This is a genomic window from Micromonospora taraxaci (genome assembly GCF_007830095.1).
GTDB lineage: Bacteria > Actinomycetota > Actinomycetes > Mycobacteriales > Micromonosporaceae > Micromonospora > Micromonospora taraxaci.
On sequence record NZ_VIWZ01000001.1, the window covers coordinates 405,557 to 422,324 of the forward strand.

Below are 16,768 nucleotides of genomic sequence, written 5' to 3' on the forward strand. Positions count from 1 at the left end.
CCGGAAGTCGTACGGACTAGCGTACAACGTACGGTAAGCGCCGTTCCATTCCCGGGTCAGCGATTCCAGTCCTGCTTCGCGGCCCTGACCAGCTTGTCCTTCAGCTCCCGGGTGTGCCGTCGGCTCACCGGCAGCTCGGTCGAGTCGATCACCACGACATAGCCGGAGTTGACCAGCCGCAACTCCGCGATCAACTTCAACTGCACGAGGTACGACCGGTGCACCCGGACGAAACCGGCGTCGGCCCAGCGCTCCGCCAACGTGGCCAGCGAGACCCGCACCAGGTGTGACCCCTCCGCTGTGTGCAACCGGGCGTAGTCCCCCTGCGCCTCCACCCACCGCACCGCCGAACGGGGCAGCATCCGTGTGGTGCCGGCCAACTCGATGGGGATCGTCGGGTCCTCCTCGGCACGGGCCAGCGCCGCCGGATGCGACGGCACCACCCGTGAACCGATCACCCGGCGCAACGACTCGGCCAACCGGTCGGCGCGGACGGGTTTGCGGACGTAGTCGGTGGCACCCAGGTCGAAGGCGTCCACAGCGCCGTCGTCGTACGCGGTGACGAACACGATCGCTGGCGGCCGGGCGAAGCGGCGCAGCACCCGGGCCAACTCCATCCCGTCCAACCCGGGCATCCGGATGTCCAGGAAGACCACGTCCACGTCGCCGTCGCGGAGCAACCGCAGCGCCTCGGTCGCGTCGCCGGCGGTGAGCAGCCGGGCCACCCGGGGGTCGGCCCGAAGGTGGTACGCCAGCTCGTCGAGCGCGGGCGGTTCGTCGTCCACCGCCAGCACCCGGAGGAAACCCGACGCGTTCACCGCGGCCGTTCCGGTGCGCTCGCTCACGACCCTGCCCGTACACCCGGGTGGAACTTCGGCACCCGCATGCTCACCTTCGTGCCCGAGCCCAGCCCGGTCTCCACGACCAGGCCGAACCGGTCCCCGAAGACCGACCGGAGCCGCTCGTCGACGTTGGAGAGACCGACGTGCTGACCCGTGTCGTCGCCCGGGTCGCCAGTGCTGCGGGCCAGCTCGGCGATGCCGGCGGTCAGCGTGGTCGGATCCATTCCCACTCCGTCGTCCTCCACCGTGATGTGGCATTCGGCGCCCGCGTCCCGGGCCTCGATGCTCACCATGCCCGTGCCCGGCTTACGGGACAACCCGTGGCGGACCGCGTTCTCCACCAAGGGCTGGAGGCAGAGGAACGGCAGCGTCACCGGCAGCACCTCCGGGGCGATCTGCAACCGCACCTGCAACCGGTCGCCGAACCGGGCCCGCTCGATGGTCAGGTAGCGGTCGATGGAGCGCAACTCCTCGGCAAGTGTGGTGAACTCGCCGTGCGCCCGGAAGGAGTACCTGGTGAACTCCGCGAACTCCAGGATCAGCTCCCGGGCCCGCTCCGGATCGGTGCGGACGAACGAGCCGATCGCGGTCAGCGCGTTGTAGATGAAGTGCGGGCTGATCTGCGCCCGCAACGCCCGGATCTCGGCGCGGGCCAGCCGCTCCCGGGACGAGTCCAGCTCGGCCAGGGCGAGCTGGTTGCCGGCCCAGTGCGCCGTCTCCAGGGTGGCCTGCACCAGTCCCGGCGGTGGTGGACTGTCGGCGACGGCCACCAGCGCGCCGACCACCCGACCGTCGGCCCCCTGCAACGGCGCGACCACCGCCCCACGGATCGGGCAGTCCACCCGGTCGCAGTGCAACTCCTGCTCACCGAGCACCGTCGAGCGGCCGGTGTCCACCGTCCGCTCGGCCGCCGCGAGCAACTGCTCGCCGTGGTGGGTGCCGCGGCCGTCGAGGGCCAGCAGCCGGTCGGTGTCGGTGATCGCCAGCCCGACCGCGCCCACCAGGGCCCGCAGATGGCGTACGGCCTTCGCGGCGCCCGCCTCGCTCAGCCCCGCACGCAGCGGCTCGGCGGCCAGACCAGCGGTGTGCAGCACCTCGTAGGTGGCCCGCTGGGTGGCGGTGGCGATGCCACGGCGGGCGCGCAGCCGCAGCACCGCCAACAGCGCCGCCGTCAGCGCGGTGACGAGCGACACGACGCCGACCACGGCGGAGAGGTTGGCACCCACGCAGCGATCCTTGCCCCTGCGGGCCGGCCCGCCAAGCCCCTAGTACGCGCCCTTTCGAGCGAGCACCACCCCGACGGTGCGCCACAGAATGCTCAGGTCGTACGCCAACGACCAGTTGTCGACGTAGTAGAGGTCCAGTCGGACCGACTCGTCCCAGGACAGGTCGGAGCGGCCGGAGACCTGCCACAGCCCGGTCATGCCGGGGCGGACCAGCAGGCGGCGGCGTACGTCGCCCAGGAAGTCGCCGTCGTCGGCCGGCAACGGGCGGGGCCCGACCAGCGACATCTCACCCCAGAGCACGTTGATCAGCTGCGGCAGCTCGTCCATCGACGAGGCACGCAGGAAGCCGCCGACCGGGAAGACCCGGGGGTCCTGCTTCATCTTGAACAACATGCCGTCGGTCTCGTTGCGGTCGACGAGGCTGGCCAGCCGATCCTCGGCGTCGACGTACATGGTCCTGAACTTCCACACCCGGAACGTGCGTCCCTCGTGCCCCACCCGAGGCTGGCGGAAGAACACCGGCCCCCGGTCGGAGATCTTGATCGCTACGGCGATCACCACGAAGAGCGGGATCAGCAGCAGCAGACCGAGGCCGGCGGCGACCCGGTCCATCAGGTTCTTGGCCAGCAGCGCGGGACCGGAGAGGGTCGGCTCCTCGACGTGCAGCAGCGGCAGACCCTCGATCGGCCGGATGTGCACCCGGGGCCCGGCGATGTCGGTCAGCTGCGGTGCGACGACCAGGTCGACGCCGGAGCCCTCCAACTGCCAGGCCAGCCGGCGCAGCTCGCCCGGCTCGGCGCTGGCCGACCCGCAGACGGCGATGGTGTCCCCGCCGACCTCGCGGACCAGGGCCAGGACGTCGCGGCCGGCGTACACCGGAACCGGGGTCGGCATTCCCCGGGCCGCCGCGTAGCCGTCGGTGATGTGGATGGCGACGGGCACCAGCCCGGCGGCCGGGCTGCGGGTGACCGCCGCGTAGACCTCCAGGCACTCCGGCAGGGTGCCGACCAGCACCATCCGGTGGGCGGCCTGGCCGGCCCGACGCCGGATGTAGTGCAGCGCCCAGCGGGCCACGAACCGGCCCCACAGGATCAACAGCAGGGCGCCGAGCAGGGCCGTGCCGACCGTCCAACGGGACAACGCGGTCTTGGTGGCGAAGGCGAGGAACGAGACACTCGCGGCCACCGTCACCGCGGCCCGGATCACCCGCTTGAACTCGTCCGGGCCGAGCCCCAGGTAGCGCCGGTCGTACGCCCGGTTGCTCCAGAGGATCACCACCCAGCCGAGCGGAAGCAGCAGGTAGGAGATCGTGTGGAACCAGGTCGGATCCTGGTTGGTGCCGCTGAACCCGGAGGCAGCCTGATCGAAGAGCTGGATCGCGATCCAGCTGGCAAACGCCGCCGCGCCGAAGTCGAGCAGCAGCAGGATGGCGATGTAGGGGCGGTGCCAACGGGAGACACGGCGTCGAGCCCTGGTCCACGCCGACCGAGGGACGCCGTTGTGTGACGGCGGCGTCGGCGGCTGGATCTCGAAGCTGTCGACGTGCCGCACGAGTCTGCTCCGGCCTTCGTTGGTTACCGGGCGCTGGAGGCTTGCCGTCACCTCACCCATGTCCTCCCGCATGACACGGGCCGCTCACTCGGCGTGAGGGCCCGGGTCGCCCACCGTCCCAGTCTCCCACGCGGGCTCCGACCGGTCGCCGCCCCGAGGGAGATTGGCGATCGATGGTGCCGGCGGGATCTGGCCGGCTCCGCACCATTTCAGAAGCCGGGGACCGGGCCACTATACCGATGGATGCGCGCGTGGCGAGAACGGCGGACCGGAGCTTCCGCTCAGGAAGGCCGATTCCGCTCCGTAGTCGCCAAGTGGAATTACTCACCGTACGAGACGGGACAACCGTCGGTCAGCGAGGGGTTTTCCGCCGGTCTGACAGGTCGGGCAGTACTGGAGGCTCGAATCGGCAAACGACACCTCCCGCACGGTGTCCCCGCACACCGGGCAGGGCAGCCCGGTGCGGGCGTGCACCTTCAACCCCGAGCGCTTCTCGCCCTTCAACTCCGCCGCCCGCTGACCCAGGGACCGCTCGACCGCGTCGCCGAGCACCTGCCGGGTGGCCGCGTGCAGGGTGGCGATCTGGGCGTCGGTGAGCCGATCGGTGATCGCGAACGGAGACAGCTTCGCGGCGTGCAGGATCTCGTCGGAGTACGCGTTGCCCACCCCGGACAGCACCGACTGGTCGGTCAGCACCCCCTTGACCTGCCCCCGCCGGCTCCGCAACCGCTCCGCGAAGGTGGGCAGGTCCGCAGCGAGCGCGTCCGGGCCCAGTTTGGCCACCCCGGGCACCGCCGACACGTCGGTGACCAGGTAAGCGGCCAGCTTCTTCTGGGTGCCGGCCTCGGTGAGGTCGAAGCCGGAGCCGTCGTCCAGGCGTACGCGCAGCGCGATCGGGCCCTTGCCGGGCCGCAGCGGAGTGGTGGCCGGGAACGCCTCCCGGTAGTGCAGCCAGCCCGCCCGGGCCAGGTGCACCACGAGGTGCAGGTCCCCCTCAAACAGCACGTCGAGGAACTTGCCGTGCCGGCCGGCATCGACCACCGCCCGACCAGCGACGGCGGTCGGTGCCGGTTCGTACGTCTTCAGGGCGCTGATCGCGGCGATCTCCAGCCGGTCGACACGCCGCCCCACCGCGCGCTGCCGCAGGTAACCCGCGAGCGCCTCAACCTCCGGTAGTTCGGGCACCAGCCAACGGTAGCCTTCTTTCCCGTGAGAATCGTGGTGGCGCACAACCGGTACCGGGAAGCACAGCCCTCCGGCGAGAACATCATCGTCGACTCGGAGATCGCCCAGCTCACCGCCGCAGGCGTCGAGGTGCTGCCGTTCATCCGCAGTTCGGACGAGATCCCGTCGATGTCGAAGGCGGCTAAGGCGCTGCTGCCGATCTCGCCGATCTGGGCTCCGCGCGCCCAGCACGACCTGAGTCGACTGCTCACCGAGCACCGACCGGACGTCCTGCACCTGCACAACCCGTACCCCCTGCTGTCGCCCTGGGTGGTGCGGACCGCGCACCGTCACGGCGTGCCGGTCGTGCAGACGGTGCACAACTACCGGCAGGTCTGCTCCTCGGGGATCTACTTCCGCGACGGGGTGATCTGCCAGGACTGCAAGGGCCGGGCGCTGGGGGTGCCGGCGATCAAGCACCGCTGCTACCGCGATTCGGCGGCCCAGAGTGCCCTGATGGCGACCACCCTGGCCGTACACCGGGGCACCTGGCGTTCGGTGGACCGGTACGTCGCGCTCACCTCGGCGATCGCCGACCACCTCCGGGACTACGGCATTCCGGACGAACGCATCGTGGTGAAGCCGAACTCGGTGCCCGACCCGGGCCAGCCGTCGCCGCTCGGTGACGGGTTCCTCTACATGGCCCGGCTCTCCCCGGAGAAGGGCCTTGACCTGCTGCTGGACGCCTGGCGTCGGCACCCGGTGGGTGCGCTGGGCACGCTGCGCGTGGCCGGCGACGGTGAGCTGCGCCCGCTCGTGGAGTCCGCCGCCGCCGAGCGATCCGACGTGGTCTACCTCGGTCAGATCGACCGGGCCGGGGTGCGGGCAGCGGTCGAGGCGAGCGCGGTGGTGATCGCCGCCTCCATGTGGCACGACGTGCTGCCGACCGTGATCCTCGAGGCGTTGGCCAGTGGTCGGCCGGTGCTCGGCACGGCGCTCGGCGGAATCCCGTACCTGGTCGGGGCCGACGCCCCGCACGAGCCCGCCGGCACCGGCCCGGCCGAGAACGCCTCCGCCGTCGCCTCGCCGGTCACGTCGGAGGTCGCCTCGCTGGTCGCTCCCCGGGTGGCCGGTGGCGAGTCGCCCATGCCGGCCGGGATCGGTCTTGGCGACGCCGGCTGGGTCGTCGCCCCGGAGCCGGCCGCGCTGGCCGCTGCCCTGCCGGTCGCCCGGGCCGGCGCGCCCGGGCTGGCAGCGGGCGCTCGGGCCCGCTACGAGCGCACCTTCCACCCCGACGTGGTCACCAAGCAGCTCATCGACGTGTACGCGGGCCTGGCCCGCACCTCCACCCGCGCCTGACCTCGTCCCGCTCGGCGGCGCCCCGCGCCGGGCGGCCGTACCTGGTCAAGATCCCGCTCGATCCGAAGATCCACACAACATCAGGGATGTTGGGGCTTCCCAGGCGCTGGAAGCAGCAACTTCGGGGAAGTTGCGCGGATCTTGCGGGCGGCGCGCGAGGCGGGCGGAGCTGGCGCGGGGTGGGTCAGCGCAGGGAGGCGCGGGCGGAGAAGGCGATGCTCGCCAGCAGGAAGCCGCCGTTGACGATGGTGAACGCGACCATCACCCAGAGGACCAGAGCGGGTGCCACGGCCAGCACCAGGGCGGCCACGAAGACCACCGCGCCGTAGTCGCGGACCAGCTTCACCAGGCGGACCGGCAGGGAGGTCGAGGTGACCATGCTGGCGGCGTTCGGGCCGGATTGCATCACCGACGTCACCAGGTTGACCATCCAGGTGCCCGCGAAGGTCGCCACCAGCCAGGTCGGGGTGGACGACTCCTGTGCCACAGCGGTGGCGGCCAGCGCGGCGACCAGCGCGATCTGCGCGGCCACGTCGCAGAGGATGTCGATCCGGGCGCCCGCCGGGCTGCCCTGGCCGGTCACCCGGGCGAGCTGCCCGTCGGCGCAGTCCAGGGAGTACGCCACCTCCCAGCCGATCAGGGCGAGCAGGCCGACCACCCAGGCCGGTACGTCTCCGTCGGCGACCGGGCCGGCGAGCGCCACCACGGTGACCGAGGTGGCCAGCCCGAGCACCAGGTTGGCGAGGGTCAACGCGGTCGGGCGCAGCCCGAGACGCTGGGCGACCAGCGCGAAGACGGCACCCAGCCACTGGCTGATCGACTCGCTGAACAGGCCGCCGCCCCGGTTCACCCGGTGGAAGTCGGCGACGGTGGGACGGGGGTCAGCCAAGCTGGTCGCGGATTGCACCGGCGTAGTCTGCCAGCCGCTCCCGCGTCTCGGTAGGCGACAGCGCCAGGTGTTCGAGGATGGTGTACCGGTCCGGTCGGGTACGCGGCGCGAACTGCACCGCCTCGACGAACTGGTCGTCGGTGAGCGCCACCTCGGCGGGGAGCCGGGGCAGCCCGTGCCGGGTCAGGCAGGCCGACATCTCCCCGAAGCGGCGCAGATCTCCGCGCAGCCAGGTACAGAACAGCGCGCCCAGGCCGGCCAGCTCGCCGTGTGAGGCGGTGCCGGGGAAGAGCGAGTCGACCGCGTGCATGATCTCGTGGCAGCCGCCGCTGCACGGGCGGCTGGTGCCGTCGACAGCCATCGCCAGGCCGCTGGAGATCAGCGCCTCGGCCAGCACGGTGACGAACGCGTCGTCCGTCATGTCGCCCGGATGGTTGAGGACCGCCTCGGCGCCCGCCCGCGAGAGAGAGGCGGCCAGCCCGTCGACCGGCTCGCCGCGTACCTGGCGGGACAGCTCCCAGTCGGCCAGCGCGCTGATGTTGCTGACCACGTCACCGATGCCGGCCCGGTTGTGTCGGTCCGGGCCGCTCTCCACGAAGTCCAGGTCGACGATCACCGCGATCGGGATGTGCACCCCGTAGGAGCCCTTGATCCCGTCGGTGATCAGGCTGGCCACCGGGGAGGCGATCCCGTCGTTGGCGAGGCTGGTGGCCACCGACACCATCGGCAGCCCTCGACGGGTGGCCGCGTACTTGGCCACGTCGATGGTCTTGCCGCCGCCGATGCCCACGACCGCGTCGTACGACCTGGCGCGGAGCTTGCCGCCGAGGTCGTCGGCGGCGTCCAACGTGCCCCCGGTAACGGTGAACACGTCGGCGGTCCGCAGTGACGGCCGGATCAGCTCCGCGATCTGGGCACCCTGGCCTGGACCGACCACCACCGCTACGTCACCGCCGGAGGAGATCCGCCCGTCGGCCAGGATCGTGGCCAGATCGGCGACAGCCCCACGTCGTACGTCGATGTGCAGCGGGGTGAGGACGCTCCGCGCTAGTAGCGGCACGCGATCTCCCGCGCGCGGGCCAGGTCGGCGTGGTTGTCGACCTCGACCCACGGGACGTCACCGATCGGTGCGGCCCGCACCTCCCCGCCCCGGTCGGAGAACTCCTGGTAGCCGTCCTCGTAGTAGAGGTTCGGGTCCCGTCGCCAGGTCGCCTCCAACGCGTCGGCGAGGGCGTCGGCGACCTGCGGCTCGATCAGCGTGGCGCCGATGTACTCGCCGTACGCCTCGCCCGGGTCCATGATCTTGGTAATCCGGGTGAGCTGGCCGGCGGCGTCGAAGGTGGTCTTCATCTCCTCCTCGGCCAGCGGCTTGAGGGTGTCCACAGCGAGCAGGATGCCCGGTCCGCGTTCGGCGAGCAGGGTCTTCTCCACGCTCACCGGGTGCACGGTGTCCCCGTTGACCAGCAGAACCCCACGCGCGAAGTACTCACGGGCCAGCCAGAGCGAGTAGGCGTTGTTCCACTCCTCGGCCTTGTCGTTGTGCACCAGGGTGATCGTGACCCCGTACTTCTTCTCCAGGTCGGCCTGCCGCTCCCGGACCGCGTCCGCCGCGTAGCCGACCACGATCACGACGTCGGTGAGCCCGACCTCGGCGAGGTTACCCAGCGCGATGTCGAGGATCGTGGTCTCGCCGTCCACCGGCACCAACGCCTTCGGCAGGGTGTCGGTGTACGGACGCAGCCGGCGTCCCGCTCCGGCCGCGAGCACCATTCCGATCATCGCGACATCCTCCCTCGTCCTGCTGCCCGTCATCGGTGGAGGATAGCGCCGGTCGGTCGGCCCGCTCTGGTCAACCGGTCAGCCGGGTAACGCCGCGAGGTCGGCGAGCAGGGTCAGTCGCTCCTCCGACCCGAGGGCCGCGTACGGGCCGGCGGCCCGTCGGTCGGTCTCCAGCTCGATCGCTGTCCGTTCGGGACCGGCCGGCAGGGTGGCGACGCTGGCCGCGGTGTGCCCAGCGGCGGCCCAGGCGGCGGCGTGCGCGTCGGCCCGGTGGTAGCGCAGCGTGCCGAGCCGGTTGAGCAGCAGCACGCCCGACGGAGTGCCGTCCGGCTCGTACGGGGGCGCCATCGCGGTGAAGGCGGAGCCTCCGTCGTCGCCCTCCTCGGCCAGCACCAGGGCGTAGGACAGCAGCCGGCCGAGCGCCGCCACCATCCGGGACACCCGCTCGTCGTGTCCGGCCCACAGTTCCTCGGTGACGTCGGCGTGTACCTGGTACAGCTCGCTGAGGAAGGCCGCTCCGCGCTCGCTGGCGGAGAGCGTGCCGTCCGCGCTGCGCTGGAGCATCCCGTACGCCACCTGTTTGTCCACTGCCCGGCGGCAGGCGACCGGGTCCTGGTACCGGGTGACAGCGGCGAACCCCGGCCCGTCGACCCGGCCGCCGGGTGCGGCCAGCCGGGTGCGCAGGTCGACCAGGAATCCGGCCGCGGCCATCCCGCCGTACCTCTGGGCCAGAACGGCGCCGCCACCGTCGCGACCGGCCAGCATGCCGGCCCGGAAGACCCGGTCCACGGCCGGAGCGAGCAGCCCGGCGATCCGGTGTGGGGCCAGCTCGACGCTGTTCACAAACCTGTCGAACGCAGGGCGGCGAAACCCTCGTCCGCGATACGCCGGATCAGCCCGTCGTTGACGTCCCGGTGCTCGTCCAGGACGGACAGCTCGTGTTCGGCGAGCCAGCGGTACTCGGTGTGCTTGCCGGCCTCCAGCCTCGGGTGGTCGAGGTCGCCGTCGACGCGGACCAGGAAGTCGTACTCGGTCCGGGTCAGGCCGTCGTCGCCCACGTAGGTGTACTCGCCCACCTGGTCGAGGACGTGCGAGAGGAACCAGCCGGTCTCCTCGGTGATCTCCCGGCGGAGCGCCGTGTCGATGTCCTCGCCGGGTTCCACGTGGCCGCCGACGATGTCCCAACAGTTGGGGAAGAGGCGTCGGTGGGGTGAGCGTCGCTGGAAGAAGATGCGGCCGTCGTGGTCGACGATCAGCGCGCCGGCGCAGCGCAGGGGCTCGGTGGACACCATCCGACAGTAGCGAGCGTTCGTGTTGTGCCAAGGCGCGGCCTTGTCCCGGAAACATCCACCGACGACCATGTTCCTACCGGATGCCACCGTCCCAAGGGAGTGATGTGTGATGCAGGTACGGGATGCCATGTCCAGCCAGGTTCTCGTCGTCGGCCCGGAGCACACGCTCCGCCAGGCGGCCCGGATGATGTCGGCCCGCGGTGTCGGGTCGGCGGTCGTGATCGACCCGGATTCCGAGGGAGTCGGGATCATGACCGAACGCGATGTCTTGAAGGCTGTCGGCGCGGGCCTGGACTGTGACGTGGAACGCACCGGGGCCCACCTGACCTGGGACGTCGTCTACGCCGGGCCGGAGTGGACGGTGGCCGAGGCCGCTGCGGCGATGGCCCGGGGCGGTTTCCGGCACCTGGTGGTGCTGGACGGTCGGGAGGTGGCCGGGGTGATCTCGGTCCGGGACATCATGCGGGTGTGGGCGGAGAGCCAGGCCGTCGCGACGACCTGACCGGGTGAGGTGTGGCCGGTCGGATCGACGGGTAAGCATCCCTTGCGGGCGCGGAGAGACCGTCACCCGCAGGGGAGGGCCCGATGCGTGACGCGGAGCGCCTGGTCGAGCAGCAGTACGCCATGCTCCTGCGTCGGGATGTGGCCCGTCTGCCGGATCTCTACGCCCCGGAGGCGTTCTACGCCATGCCGGGCGTGACGGTCCGACCGATCGAGCTGCCCGCACTCCTGCGTACCTGGACCGGCGCCTTTCCGGACCTGCGGGTCGACGCGCTTGGCGCGGTCCGCACCGGCGGTGGCGCCGCCGTCGAGCTGCGCCTGACCGGCACCCACACCGGCACGCTGCACTCGCCGTACGGCACCGTCGCGCCGACCGGTCGGACGGTGAGCTGGGAGGTGGCCGACGTGGTCCGGGCCCGCAAGGGTCGGATCACCGCCTGGCGTTCCTACTTCGACTGGAGCCAACTCCTCGATGCGCTCGGCGTGCAGTTTGAGGGGCTTTCCCGGGCTGCGCACCACGACGCGCTCGCCCTTCCGGTCTGAGTTGTCGCCGACCGGTGGAGTCGGGTCACCCGTCCCGGTGGCTCAGGATGCGGACATCGCCGTGCCGTCCGCGCGAGCCCCGTCGCCGCCCGTACGCTCAACATCCATGACCGCCGAGCAGTTGATCTCCTTTGCCCGTGGGGCTCCCTCGCTGGACATCGTCGATGTCGAGGGGCTCAAGGCCGCCGCCGTCCGCGCCTTCGACGCCGACCCCGCGGGGGTGACGGCGTACGGCACCTCCGTCGGTTACGTTCCGCTGCGAAAGTGGATCGCCGAGAAGCACGGGGTCGAGACCAATCAGGTGCTGGTCACCAACGGGTCGCTCCAGGCCGACGCGTTCCTCTTCGACCACTTGGTCCGCCCCGGCGACGCGGTGGTGGTGGAACGCCCGACGTACGACCGGACGCTGCTCAACCTTCAGCGGATGGGCGGTGAGCTGCACGGCATCTCCGTCCAGCCGGACGGTCTCGACACGGCCGAGCTGCGCAAGCTGCTGGAGTCCGGGGTCCGGCCCCGGCTCGCGCACGTGATCCCGAACTACCAGAACCCGGCCGGTATGACGCTCTCCCTGGAGAAGCGTCGGGAGTTGCTCGACCTGGCCGCCGAGTACGAGTTCACCATCTTCGAGGACGACCCGTACGCGGACATCCGCTTCCGTGGCGAGGCGTTGCCGTCGATGCTCTCGCTGGACACCCGCAACGTGGTGGTGCACGCGTCGAGCTTCACCAAGACGGTCTGCCCGGGTGTCCGGGTCGGATACCTGGTCGGTCCGGCGGACCTGATCGCCGACATCGCCAAGAACGCGACGAGTCTCTACATCTCGCCGGGGATGGTGTCCCAGGCGATCGTGCACCAGTTCTGCGTCTCCGGTGACATCGACCGCTCCATCGAGACGGTACGCGCGGCGTTGGGTGAGCGGGCCCGGGTGCTCGCCGAGTCTTTGCGCCGGCACCTGCCGCAGGCGCGGTTCGTGGAGCCTGACGGCGGCTACTTCCTCTGGGTGGAGTTCCCGGAGGACGTGCTCGTCGACCGGCTCGCCCCGGCTGCTGCCGAGCGTGGGGTCGCCGTGGTCAAGGGCAGCGACTTCGTGCTGGACGGTGGGCGGCACGCCCTTCGACTGGCCTTCTCGGCGGTGACCGCCGATCGGATCGACGAGGGCGTCCGTCGTCTCGCGGACGCTGTCGAGGCCGTCCGCAGCTGAACGAACTGTCGGGTTCCTGACAGAACGACGATGCCGGCCGTCCCGGGACTCCCGCCCGGGCGGCCGGCGGCCCACAATGCTGCGAGCGTCATTCGTGTTATGTCGCGGAGATCACCGCCCGACCCTCCCCCGGGCCGGCCACGACCCGGATGACGCGGCAGCACAACCTCCCGCCCCCACGGGTGTCGGGTGGGCCGTGTCGTTCCCGCACACCCCCCGATGCGGCCCGGCCCACCCGGCACCACCCCTGCGCGACCGCCGTCACACGCTCCCTCGACCGCAGTCGGCGTAGCCTGCAAGCCGCAGCTGAGCGCGGGAGGTGACGCGATGACGGATCGGACAGAGCGGGACCGGACGGCACCGTCGACCACCGGTCGGGTGTTACGACCCCGGGCGTGGCCCTCCCCGGTCCGGGCGATGACCCGGATCCTGCACACCGACGGCGCGCCACCGGCGCCGACCCCCACCGGCGCCGGTCGCAGCTCGGTCGTCGACTGCGCGCTCTACGTCGACGGCAAGCGGCAACCCGGCGACTGGACGTACGCGGAGGCTCTGACCGCGGCCCGCCGCGAGGAGCACGGCTTCGTCTGGCTCGGCCTGCACCAGCCGGAGCTGGCCGAGATGACCGCCATCGCGGAGACCTACGGTCTGCACGAGCTCGCCGTCGAGGACGCCGTCAAGGCCGAGCAGCGCCCCAAGCTGGAGCGGTTCGGCGAGGTCGTCTTCCTGGTGCTGCGTACCGCCAGGTACTGCGAGCACGCCGAGCTGACCGAGAACTCCGAGGTCGTGGAGACCGGCCAGGTGATGCTCTTCATCGGCCCGAACTTCGTGATCAGCGTCCGGCACGGCGACGCCTGCCGGCTCGCCCCGATCCGCGCAGACCTGGAGACCAAGCAGGACCTGCTGCTGCACGGCCCGTGGGCGGTGGCGTACGGGGTGACCGACCGGGTGGTGGACCTCTACCTGGAGGTGGCCGAGCAGATCGAGGACGACCTGGACGTGCTGGAGGCCGAGGTCTTCGACCGGCACGGCCACGGGCGGATCCAGCGGATCTACCAGATGAAGCGGGAGCTGGTGGAGTTCAAGCGGGCGGTGGTGCCGTTGCAGCGGCCGCTGATGACGCTGACCTCGCAGGTCAACCGGGACGTGCCGAAGGAGGTCCGCCGCTACTTCCGGGACGTGCAGGACCACCTCAGCCGCACCGTGGAGCAGGTGAACTCCTACGACGACCTGCTGAACTCGATCCTCCAGGCGCGGTTGGCGCAGGTCACCGTCGACCAGAACAACGACATGCGCAAGATCGCCGCCTGGGCGGCCATCGCCGCGGTCTGGACCTCCATCGCCGGCGTCGAGGGCATGAACTTCGACAACATGCCCGAGCTGAAGATGACGTACGGCTATCCGGTGGCCCTGGCCCTGATGCTCGGCGTCTCGCTGGCTCTCTACCGCTGGTTCCGCCGCAACGGCTGGCTCTGACCGCGACCGCGACACGGAAGCGCCGACGCGCGGAGTGATCCGCGCGCCGGCGCTCGATGCCTGATCGCCGGGGTCAGCGCCGCCCGTTGGTGCGGGCGGTGTCCTTGCCCAGGGCCTTGGTGAGGTCGTCGGTCGGCCGACCGGAGACGTTCGTGGCGCCCTCGGCGACCGAGGGGACCTTGTCGGTCGGGCGGATGCCGGTCTGCTTGGCCGGGCTGGTGGTGCTGGCGCTGGTGCCGCCGGCCACCGCCGAGCTGCCCGCGCCGGTCATCCCCGCCGCGCCGGCCATGGCGGACCCGTCGCTGCCCTTGGTGGCGGACGGCGTACGCACCTCGATCGAGTCGACCTCGTCGCGCATCGGCTCCAGGGTGCGGGTCGGGTCGTACTCGGCCCACTCCTGCTGCTCCCGGCGGCGACGAAGCGCGACCGCGCCGGCCAGGCCGGCGATGGCACCCGCCGCCAACAGGCCGGTCATCATCGAGCCGCGACGGCGCGGCTGCTTCTTCTTACCAGTGATCCGCATGGTCTTCGACTTGGCCTTCCTGGTCAGCGGCCCTGCCTGCGCGGCGCCGTCACGGGCCGCCGCCGCCAGCGGCGCCAGCGTGGTGAGTGTCGTCCCCCAGCCGGTCGACGCGCGGTCGCGCACCTTCGCGGCGGTCGGCGCCACGTAGCTCCGGGCCACCTGGACCCGCGGGCCGACGGTCGCGCCAGCGCCCGTGGCGGCGTGGTTGGCTGCCTGCATCAGGTGGCTGATGCTCTGGTTCAGCTCGGCCCTCGCCAGCTGCCCCTGGGACTTGCGCCGCCCGAATCCAAACACGGTCCTACCTCCTGGGAGTTGTTCCTTCGTCATCCTCCACCTTCGGATGCCTCCGCGATGCCAGATCGGGCACATGGGAGGATCCGCATGGAACTGACCAACGAGTGAGGAGTACCCGTGGCCGAGGCTGTCTACGCCACCTTGCACACCAACGCTGGCCCGATCCGGCTGGAGCTCTTCCCGAACCACGCTCCGAAGACGGTCCGCAACTTCATCGACCTGGCCGAGGGCAACCGGGAGTACACCGACCCGCGCACCGGTCAGCCGGGCAGCGGGCCGTACTACGACGGCACCATCTCGCACCGGGTGATCAGCGGGTTCATGGTCCAGATGGGCGACCCGACCGGCACCGGTCGGGGTGGGCCGGGTTACAAGTTCGCCGACGAGTTCCACCCGGAGTTGCGCTTCGACCGGCCCTACCTGCTGGCGATGGCGAACGCCGGACCGGGCACCAACGGTTCGCAGTTCTTCATCACCGTGTCGCCGACGCCCCACCTGAACAACCGGCACACGATCTTCGGGCAGGTCGCCGACGAGCAGTCGGTGAAGATCGTCGACTCGATCGCGAACACCCCGACCGGCCCGAGCGACCGTCCGCTGCAGGACGTCGTCATCGAGCGGGTCGAGATCGAGCGGTCTGCTGCCTGAGCGACCGGCGAGGTACCTTTGCTCGCATGATTGAGCGCTCCGGAGCACCGCACCGTCCGGCGTCGGTGGTTCGCGCGGCGGTGGACGGCGGGTCGACCCGGTGAGCGAGTCGCCGCCGACGACCCCGGTCTGCTACCGGCACCCCGGCCGGGAGACCTACGTCCGGTGCACCCGCTGCGACCGGCCGATCTGCCCGGAGTGCATGCGGGAGGCGTCGGTCGGGCACCAGTGCCCGGAGTGCGTCAACGAGGGCCGTCGCAGTGTCCGGCCGGCGCGTACCGCCTTCGGTGGCGGTACGGCCGGCCGGCACGGCTATGTCACCAAGGCCCTGATCGCCGTGAACGTGCTGCTCATGCTGCTCTCCATCGCCTCGGACCGGGGTGGGGACGCGGCGGTGGGCGGTTCCGGCTTCGGCGGCCTGATGGGTGGCAGCACCCCGCTGACCAACTGGGGGTCGGTGCTCGGGCTGGCGGTCTTCCCCGACGGCACGCTCGGTGGCATCGCGGACGGCCAGTGGTACCGGCTGATCACCGCGATGTTCCTGCACTACGGCGTGATCCACCTGCTGCTCAACATGTGGGCGCTGTGGGTGCTCGGCCGGTCGTTGGAGGCCAACCTCGGGCCGCTGCGCTTCGGCGCGCTCTACCTGATCGGGGGGCTCGGCGGCAACGTGGCCGCGTACCTGTTCAGCGCTCAGAACTCGGCCACCGCCGGGGCGTCGACAGCCGTCTTCGGCCTCTTCGCCGCGCTGATCATCATCGAGCGGAAGATGGGCCGGGACGTCTCCCAGGTGATCCCGATCCTGGTGATCAACCTGGTGTTCACCCTGACCGTGCCGGGCATCTCCATCCCCGGGCACCTGGGCGGCCTGGTGGTCGGTGCGCTGATGGCACTGGTGCTCGCGTACGCGCCGCGCGGTCGACGCACGCTGGTGCAGGTCGTCGGCGGTGCGATCATCCTGCTGGCCCTGGTCGGCCTGGTCCTCGTCCGCACCGCCTACCTGCTCGGCTGACCGATCAGGGGTGCGGGCGGGCGGCGTGCAGCTCGGCGACCACCTCGTCCGGGGTGGCGCCGAGGTCGAATCGGCCGAAGAGGTGCAGCGAATCACCGGCGTCGATCTCCAGGACCTCGGACGTCAGCCCCAACCGCGGTCGACGGTCCACGGTGATCGCCTCGATGGTCGGCCAGGGCAGCAGCCGGTGGCCGGCGAACCCGTGGATGACGGTGAGTCCAGTCGGATCGACCGCCAACCGAACCGGTGCGATCAGGTCGCGTACCGCCCAGACGACCAGGACGGCTGCGGTCAGAATGGCGAGCACCAGCCGGACCGCGTCGCCGTCGGCGAAGAGCAACCCGAGTGCGATCAGCAGAACGGCACCGGCGAGCTTCGCCGCGGGCAGGGTCGACGGCACCCGCCACTGCCGGGGTCCGGTGATGTCATCCACCCGCCCAGCATGCCAGCGGTCACGGCCTCCCGCTG

Annotated in this window: 18 protein-coding genes; 7 read left to right on the forward strand and 11 right to left on the reverse strand. The window is 71.1% G+C overall.

The features are described from left to right. Window positions 1-56: 56 nt before the first annotated feature. From FHU34_RS02005 to FHU34_RS02020, 4 genes are all read right to left on the reverse strand, one after another. Window positions 57-818, reverse strand: coding sequence for a LytR/AlgR family response regulator transcription factor (locus FHU34_RS02005; protein ID WP_088987132.1), 762 nt, complete (start codon window positions 816-818; stop codon window positions 57-59). A gap of 23 nt (window positions 819-841) precedes the next feature. Next, the gene (locus FHU34_RS02010) at window positions 842-2,068 is read right to left on the reverse strand and encodes a sensor histidine kinase (protein WP_145778425.1); all 1,227 of its coding nucleotides are present in this window, start codon (window positions 2,066-2,068) and stop codon (window positions 842-844) included. A 39-nt stretch (window positions 2,069-2,107) separates the two neighbouring features. Next, on the reverse strand, window positions 2,108-3,679 hold the full coding sequence (locus tag FHU34_RS02015; RefSeq protein ID WP_167524925.1) for a sugar transferase: 1,572 nt from the start codon (window positions 3,677-3,679) through the stop codon (window positions 2,108-2,110). 264 nt (window positions 3,680-3,943) lie between these two features. Beyond that, window positions 3,944-4,804 carry an Fpg/Nei family DNA glycosylase gene (locus FHU34_RS02020; RefSeq protein ID WP_145778427.1) on the reverse strand — a complete coding sequence of 287 codons (861 nt, stop codon included), beginning with the start codon at window positions 4,802-4,804 and terminating at the stop codon, window positions 3,944-3,946. Between the two features lie 24 nt (window positions 4,805-4,828). Here FHU34_RS02020 and FHU34_RS02025 point away from each other — a divergent pair, with 24 nt between their 5' ends. Then, complete coding sequence (locus tag FHU34_RS02025; RefSeq protein ID WP_145778428.1) at window positions 4,829-6,142, forward strand: glycosyltransferase family 4 protein; 1,314 nt, start codon at window positions 4,829-4,831, stop codon at window positions 6,140-6,142. A 184-nt stretch (window positions 6,143-6,326) separates the two neighbouring features. Here the strand turns inward: FHU34_RS02025 and FHU34_RS02030 are convergent, their stop codons facing one another. The 5 genes from FHU34_RS02030 to FHU34_RS02050 all read right to left on the reverse strand — a co-directional run bounded on the left by FHU34_RS02030 (window position 6,327) and on the right by FHU34_RS02050 (window position 10,102). Then, complete coding sequence (locus FHU34_RS02030; protein ID WP_145778429.1) at window positions 6,327-7,049, reverse strand: CDP-alcohol phosphatidyltransferase family protein; 723 nt, start codon at window positions 7,047-7,049, stop codon at window positions 6,327-6,329. Beyond that, window positions 7,024-8,091 carry an iron-containing alcohol dehydrogenase family protein gene (locus FHU34_RS02035; protein ID WP_145778430.1) on the reverse strand — a complete coding sequence of 356 codons (1,068 nt, stop codon included), beginning with the start codon at window positions 8,089-8,091 and terminating at the stop codon, window positions 7,024-7,026. Before FHU34_RS02035 ends, FHU34_RS02030 begins: the two co-directional genes overlap by 26 nt. Then, window positions 8,079-8,810 carry a phosphocholine cytidylyltransferase family protein gene (locus FHU34_RS02040; protein WP_145778431.1) on the reverse strand — a complete coding sequence of 244 codons (732 nt, stop codon included), beginning with the start codon at window positions 8,808-8,810 and terminating at the stop codon, window positions 8,079-8,081. The genes FHU34_RS02035 and FHU34_RS02040 overlap by 13 nt, the downstream gene beginning before the upstream one ends. Window positions 8,811-8,888: 78 nt before the next feature. Beyond that, window positions 8,889-9,653 (reverse strand): hypothetical protein, encoded by a 765-nt coding sequence (locus FHU34_RS02045; protein ID WP_145778432.1) that lies wholly within the window; start codon window positions 9,651-9,653, stop codon window positions 8,889-8,891. Beyond that, window positions 9,650-10,102 carry an NUDIX domain-containing protein gene (locus FHU34_RS02050; protein ID WP_244311520.1) on the reverse strand — a complete coding sequence of 151 codons (453 nt, stop codon included), beginning with the start codon at window positions 10,100-10,102 and terminating at the stop codon, window positions 9,650-9,652. The genes FHU34_RS02045 and FHU34_RS02050 overlap by 4 nt, the downstream gene beginning before the upstream one ends. Window positions 10,103-10,211: 109 nt before the next feature. Here FHU34_RS02050 and FHU34_RS02055 point away from each other — a divergent pair, with 109 nt between their 5' ends. The 4 genes from FHU34_RS02055 (at window position 10,212) to corA (ending at window position 13,823) form a co-directional block, all read left to right on the forward strand. Then, complete coding sequence (locus FHU34_RS02055) at window positions 10,212-10,604, forward strand: CBS domain-containing protein (RefSeq protein ID WP_145778434.1); 393 nt, start codon at window positions 10,212-10,214, stop codon at window positions 10,602-10,604. A gap of 83 nt (window positions 10,605-10,687) precedes the next feature. Next, complete coding sequence (locus FHU34_RS02060; RefSeq protein WP_145778435.1) at window positions 10,688-11,146, forward strand: ester cyclase; 459 nt, start codon at window positions 10,688-10,690, stop codon at window positions 11,144-11,146. A 106-nt stretch (window positions 11,147-11,252) separates the two neighbouring features. Next, window positions 11,253-12,347, forward strand: a complete 1,095-nt coding sequence (locus FHU34_RS02065) for an aminotransferase-like domain-containing protein (RefSeq protein WP_145778436.1) — start codon at window positions 11,253-11,255, stop codon at window positions 12,345-12,347. A 327-nt stretch (window positions 12,348-12,674) separates the two neighbouring features. After that, on the forward strand, window positions 12,675-13,823 hold the full coding sequence (gene corA / locus FHU34_RS02070; RefSeq protein ID WP_145778437.1) for a magnesium/cobalt transporter CorA: 1,149 nt from the start codon (window positions 12,675-12,677) through the stop codon (window positions 13,821-13,823). A 73-nt stretch (window positions 13,824-13,896) separates the two neighbouring features. Here corA and FHU34_RS02075 read toward each other — a convergent pair whose 3' ends face one another. Then, window positions 13,897-14,673 (reverse strand): hypothetical protein, encoded by a 777-nt coding sequence (locus FHU34_RS02075; protein ID WP_145778438.1) that lies wholly within the window; start codon window positions 14,671-14,673, stop codon window positions 13,897-13,899. A gap of 84 nt (window positions 14,674-14,757) precedes the next feature. Here FHU34_RS02075 and FHU34_RS02080 point away from each other — a divergent pair, with 84 nt between their 5' ends. Together FHU34_RS02080 and FHU34_RS02085 are read left to right on the forward strand one after the other, a co-directional pair. After that, a complete protein-coding gene (locus tag FHU34_RS02080) occupies window positions 14,758-15,288 on the forward strand; it encodes a peptidylprolyl isomerase (protein ID WP_145778439.1) in 531 nt (176 codons plus the stop codon). 100 nt (window positions 15,289-15,388) lie between these two features. Further along, window positions 15,389-16,300: a rhomboid family intramembrane serine protease gene (locus tag FHU34_RS02085; protein ID WP_145778440.1), complete on the forward strand. Its 912-nt coding sequence runs from the start codon at window positions 15,389-15,391 to the stop codon at window positions 16,298-16,300. Between the two features lie 4 nt (window positions 16,301-16,304). Here FHU34_RS02085 and FHU34_RS02090 read toward each other — a convergent pair whose 3' ends face one another. Continuing rightward, window positions 16,305-16,733: a PH domain-containing protein gene (locus FHU34_RS02090; protein WP_145778441.1), complete on the reverse strand. Its 429-nt coding sequence runs from the start codon at window positions 16,731-16,733 to the stop codon at window positions 16,305-16,307. Between the last annotated feature and the right edge of the window lie 35 nt (window positions 16,734-16,768).

Coding starts and splice junctions, on each gene's coding strand:
- FHU34_RS02015 (WP_167524925.1), bottom strand. CDS start 3,679: ATGGGTGAGGTGACGGCAAGCCTCCAGCGCCCGGTAACCAACGAAGGC.
- FHU34_RS02040 (WP_145778431.1), bottom strand. CDS start 8,810: ATGATCGGAATGGTGCTCGCGGCCGGAGCGGGACGCCGGCTGCGTCCG.
- FHU34_RS02050 (WP_244311520.1), bottom strand. CDS start 10,102: ATGGTGTCCACCGAGCCCCTGCGCTGCGCCGGCGCGCTGATCGTCGAC.
- FHU34_RS02055 (WP_145778434.1), top strand. CDS start 10,212: ATGCAGGTACGGGATGCCATGTCCAGCCAGGTTCTCGTCGTCGGCCCG.
- FHU34_RS02060 (WP_145778435.1), top strand. CDS start 10,688: ATGCGTGACGCGGAGCGCCTGGTCGAGCAGCAGTACGCCATGCTCCTG.
- FHU34_RS02065 (WP_145778436.1), top strand. CDS start 11,253: ATGACCGCCGAGCAGTTGATCTCCTTTGCCCGTGGGGCTCCCTCGCTG.
- corA (WP_145778437.1), top strand. CDS start 12,675: ATGACGGATCGGACAGAGCGGGACCGGACGGCACCGTCGACCACCGGT.
- FHU34_RS02075 (WP_145778438.1), bottom strand. CDS start 14,673: ATGACGAAGGAACAACTCCCAGGAGGTAGGACCGTGTTTGGATTCGGG.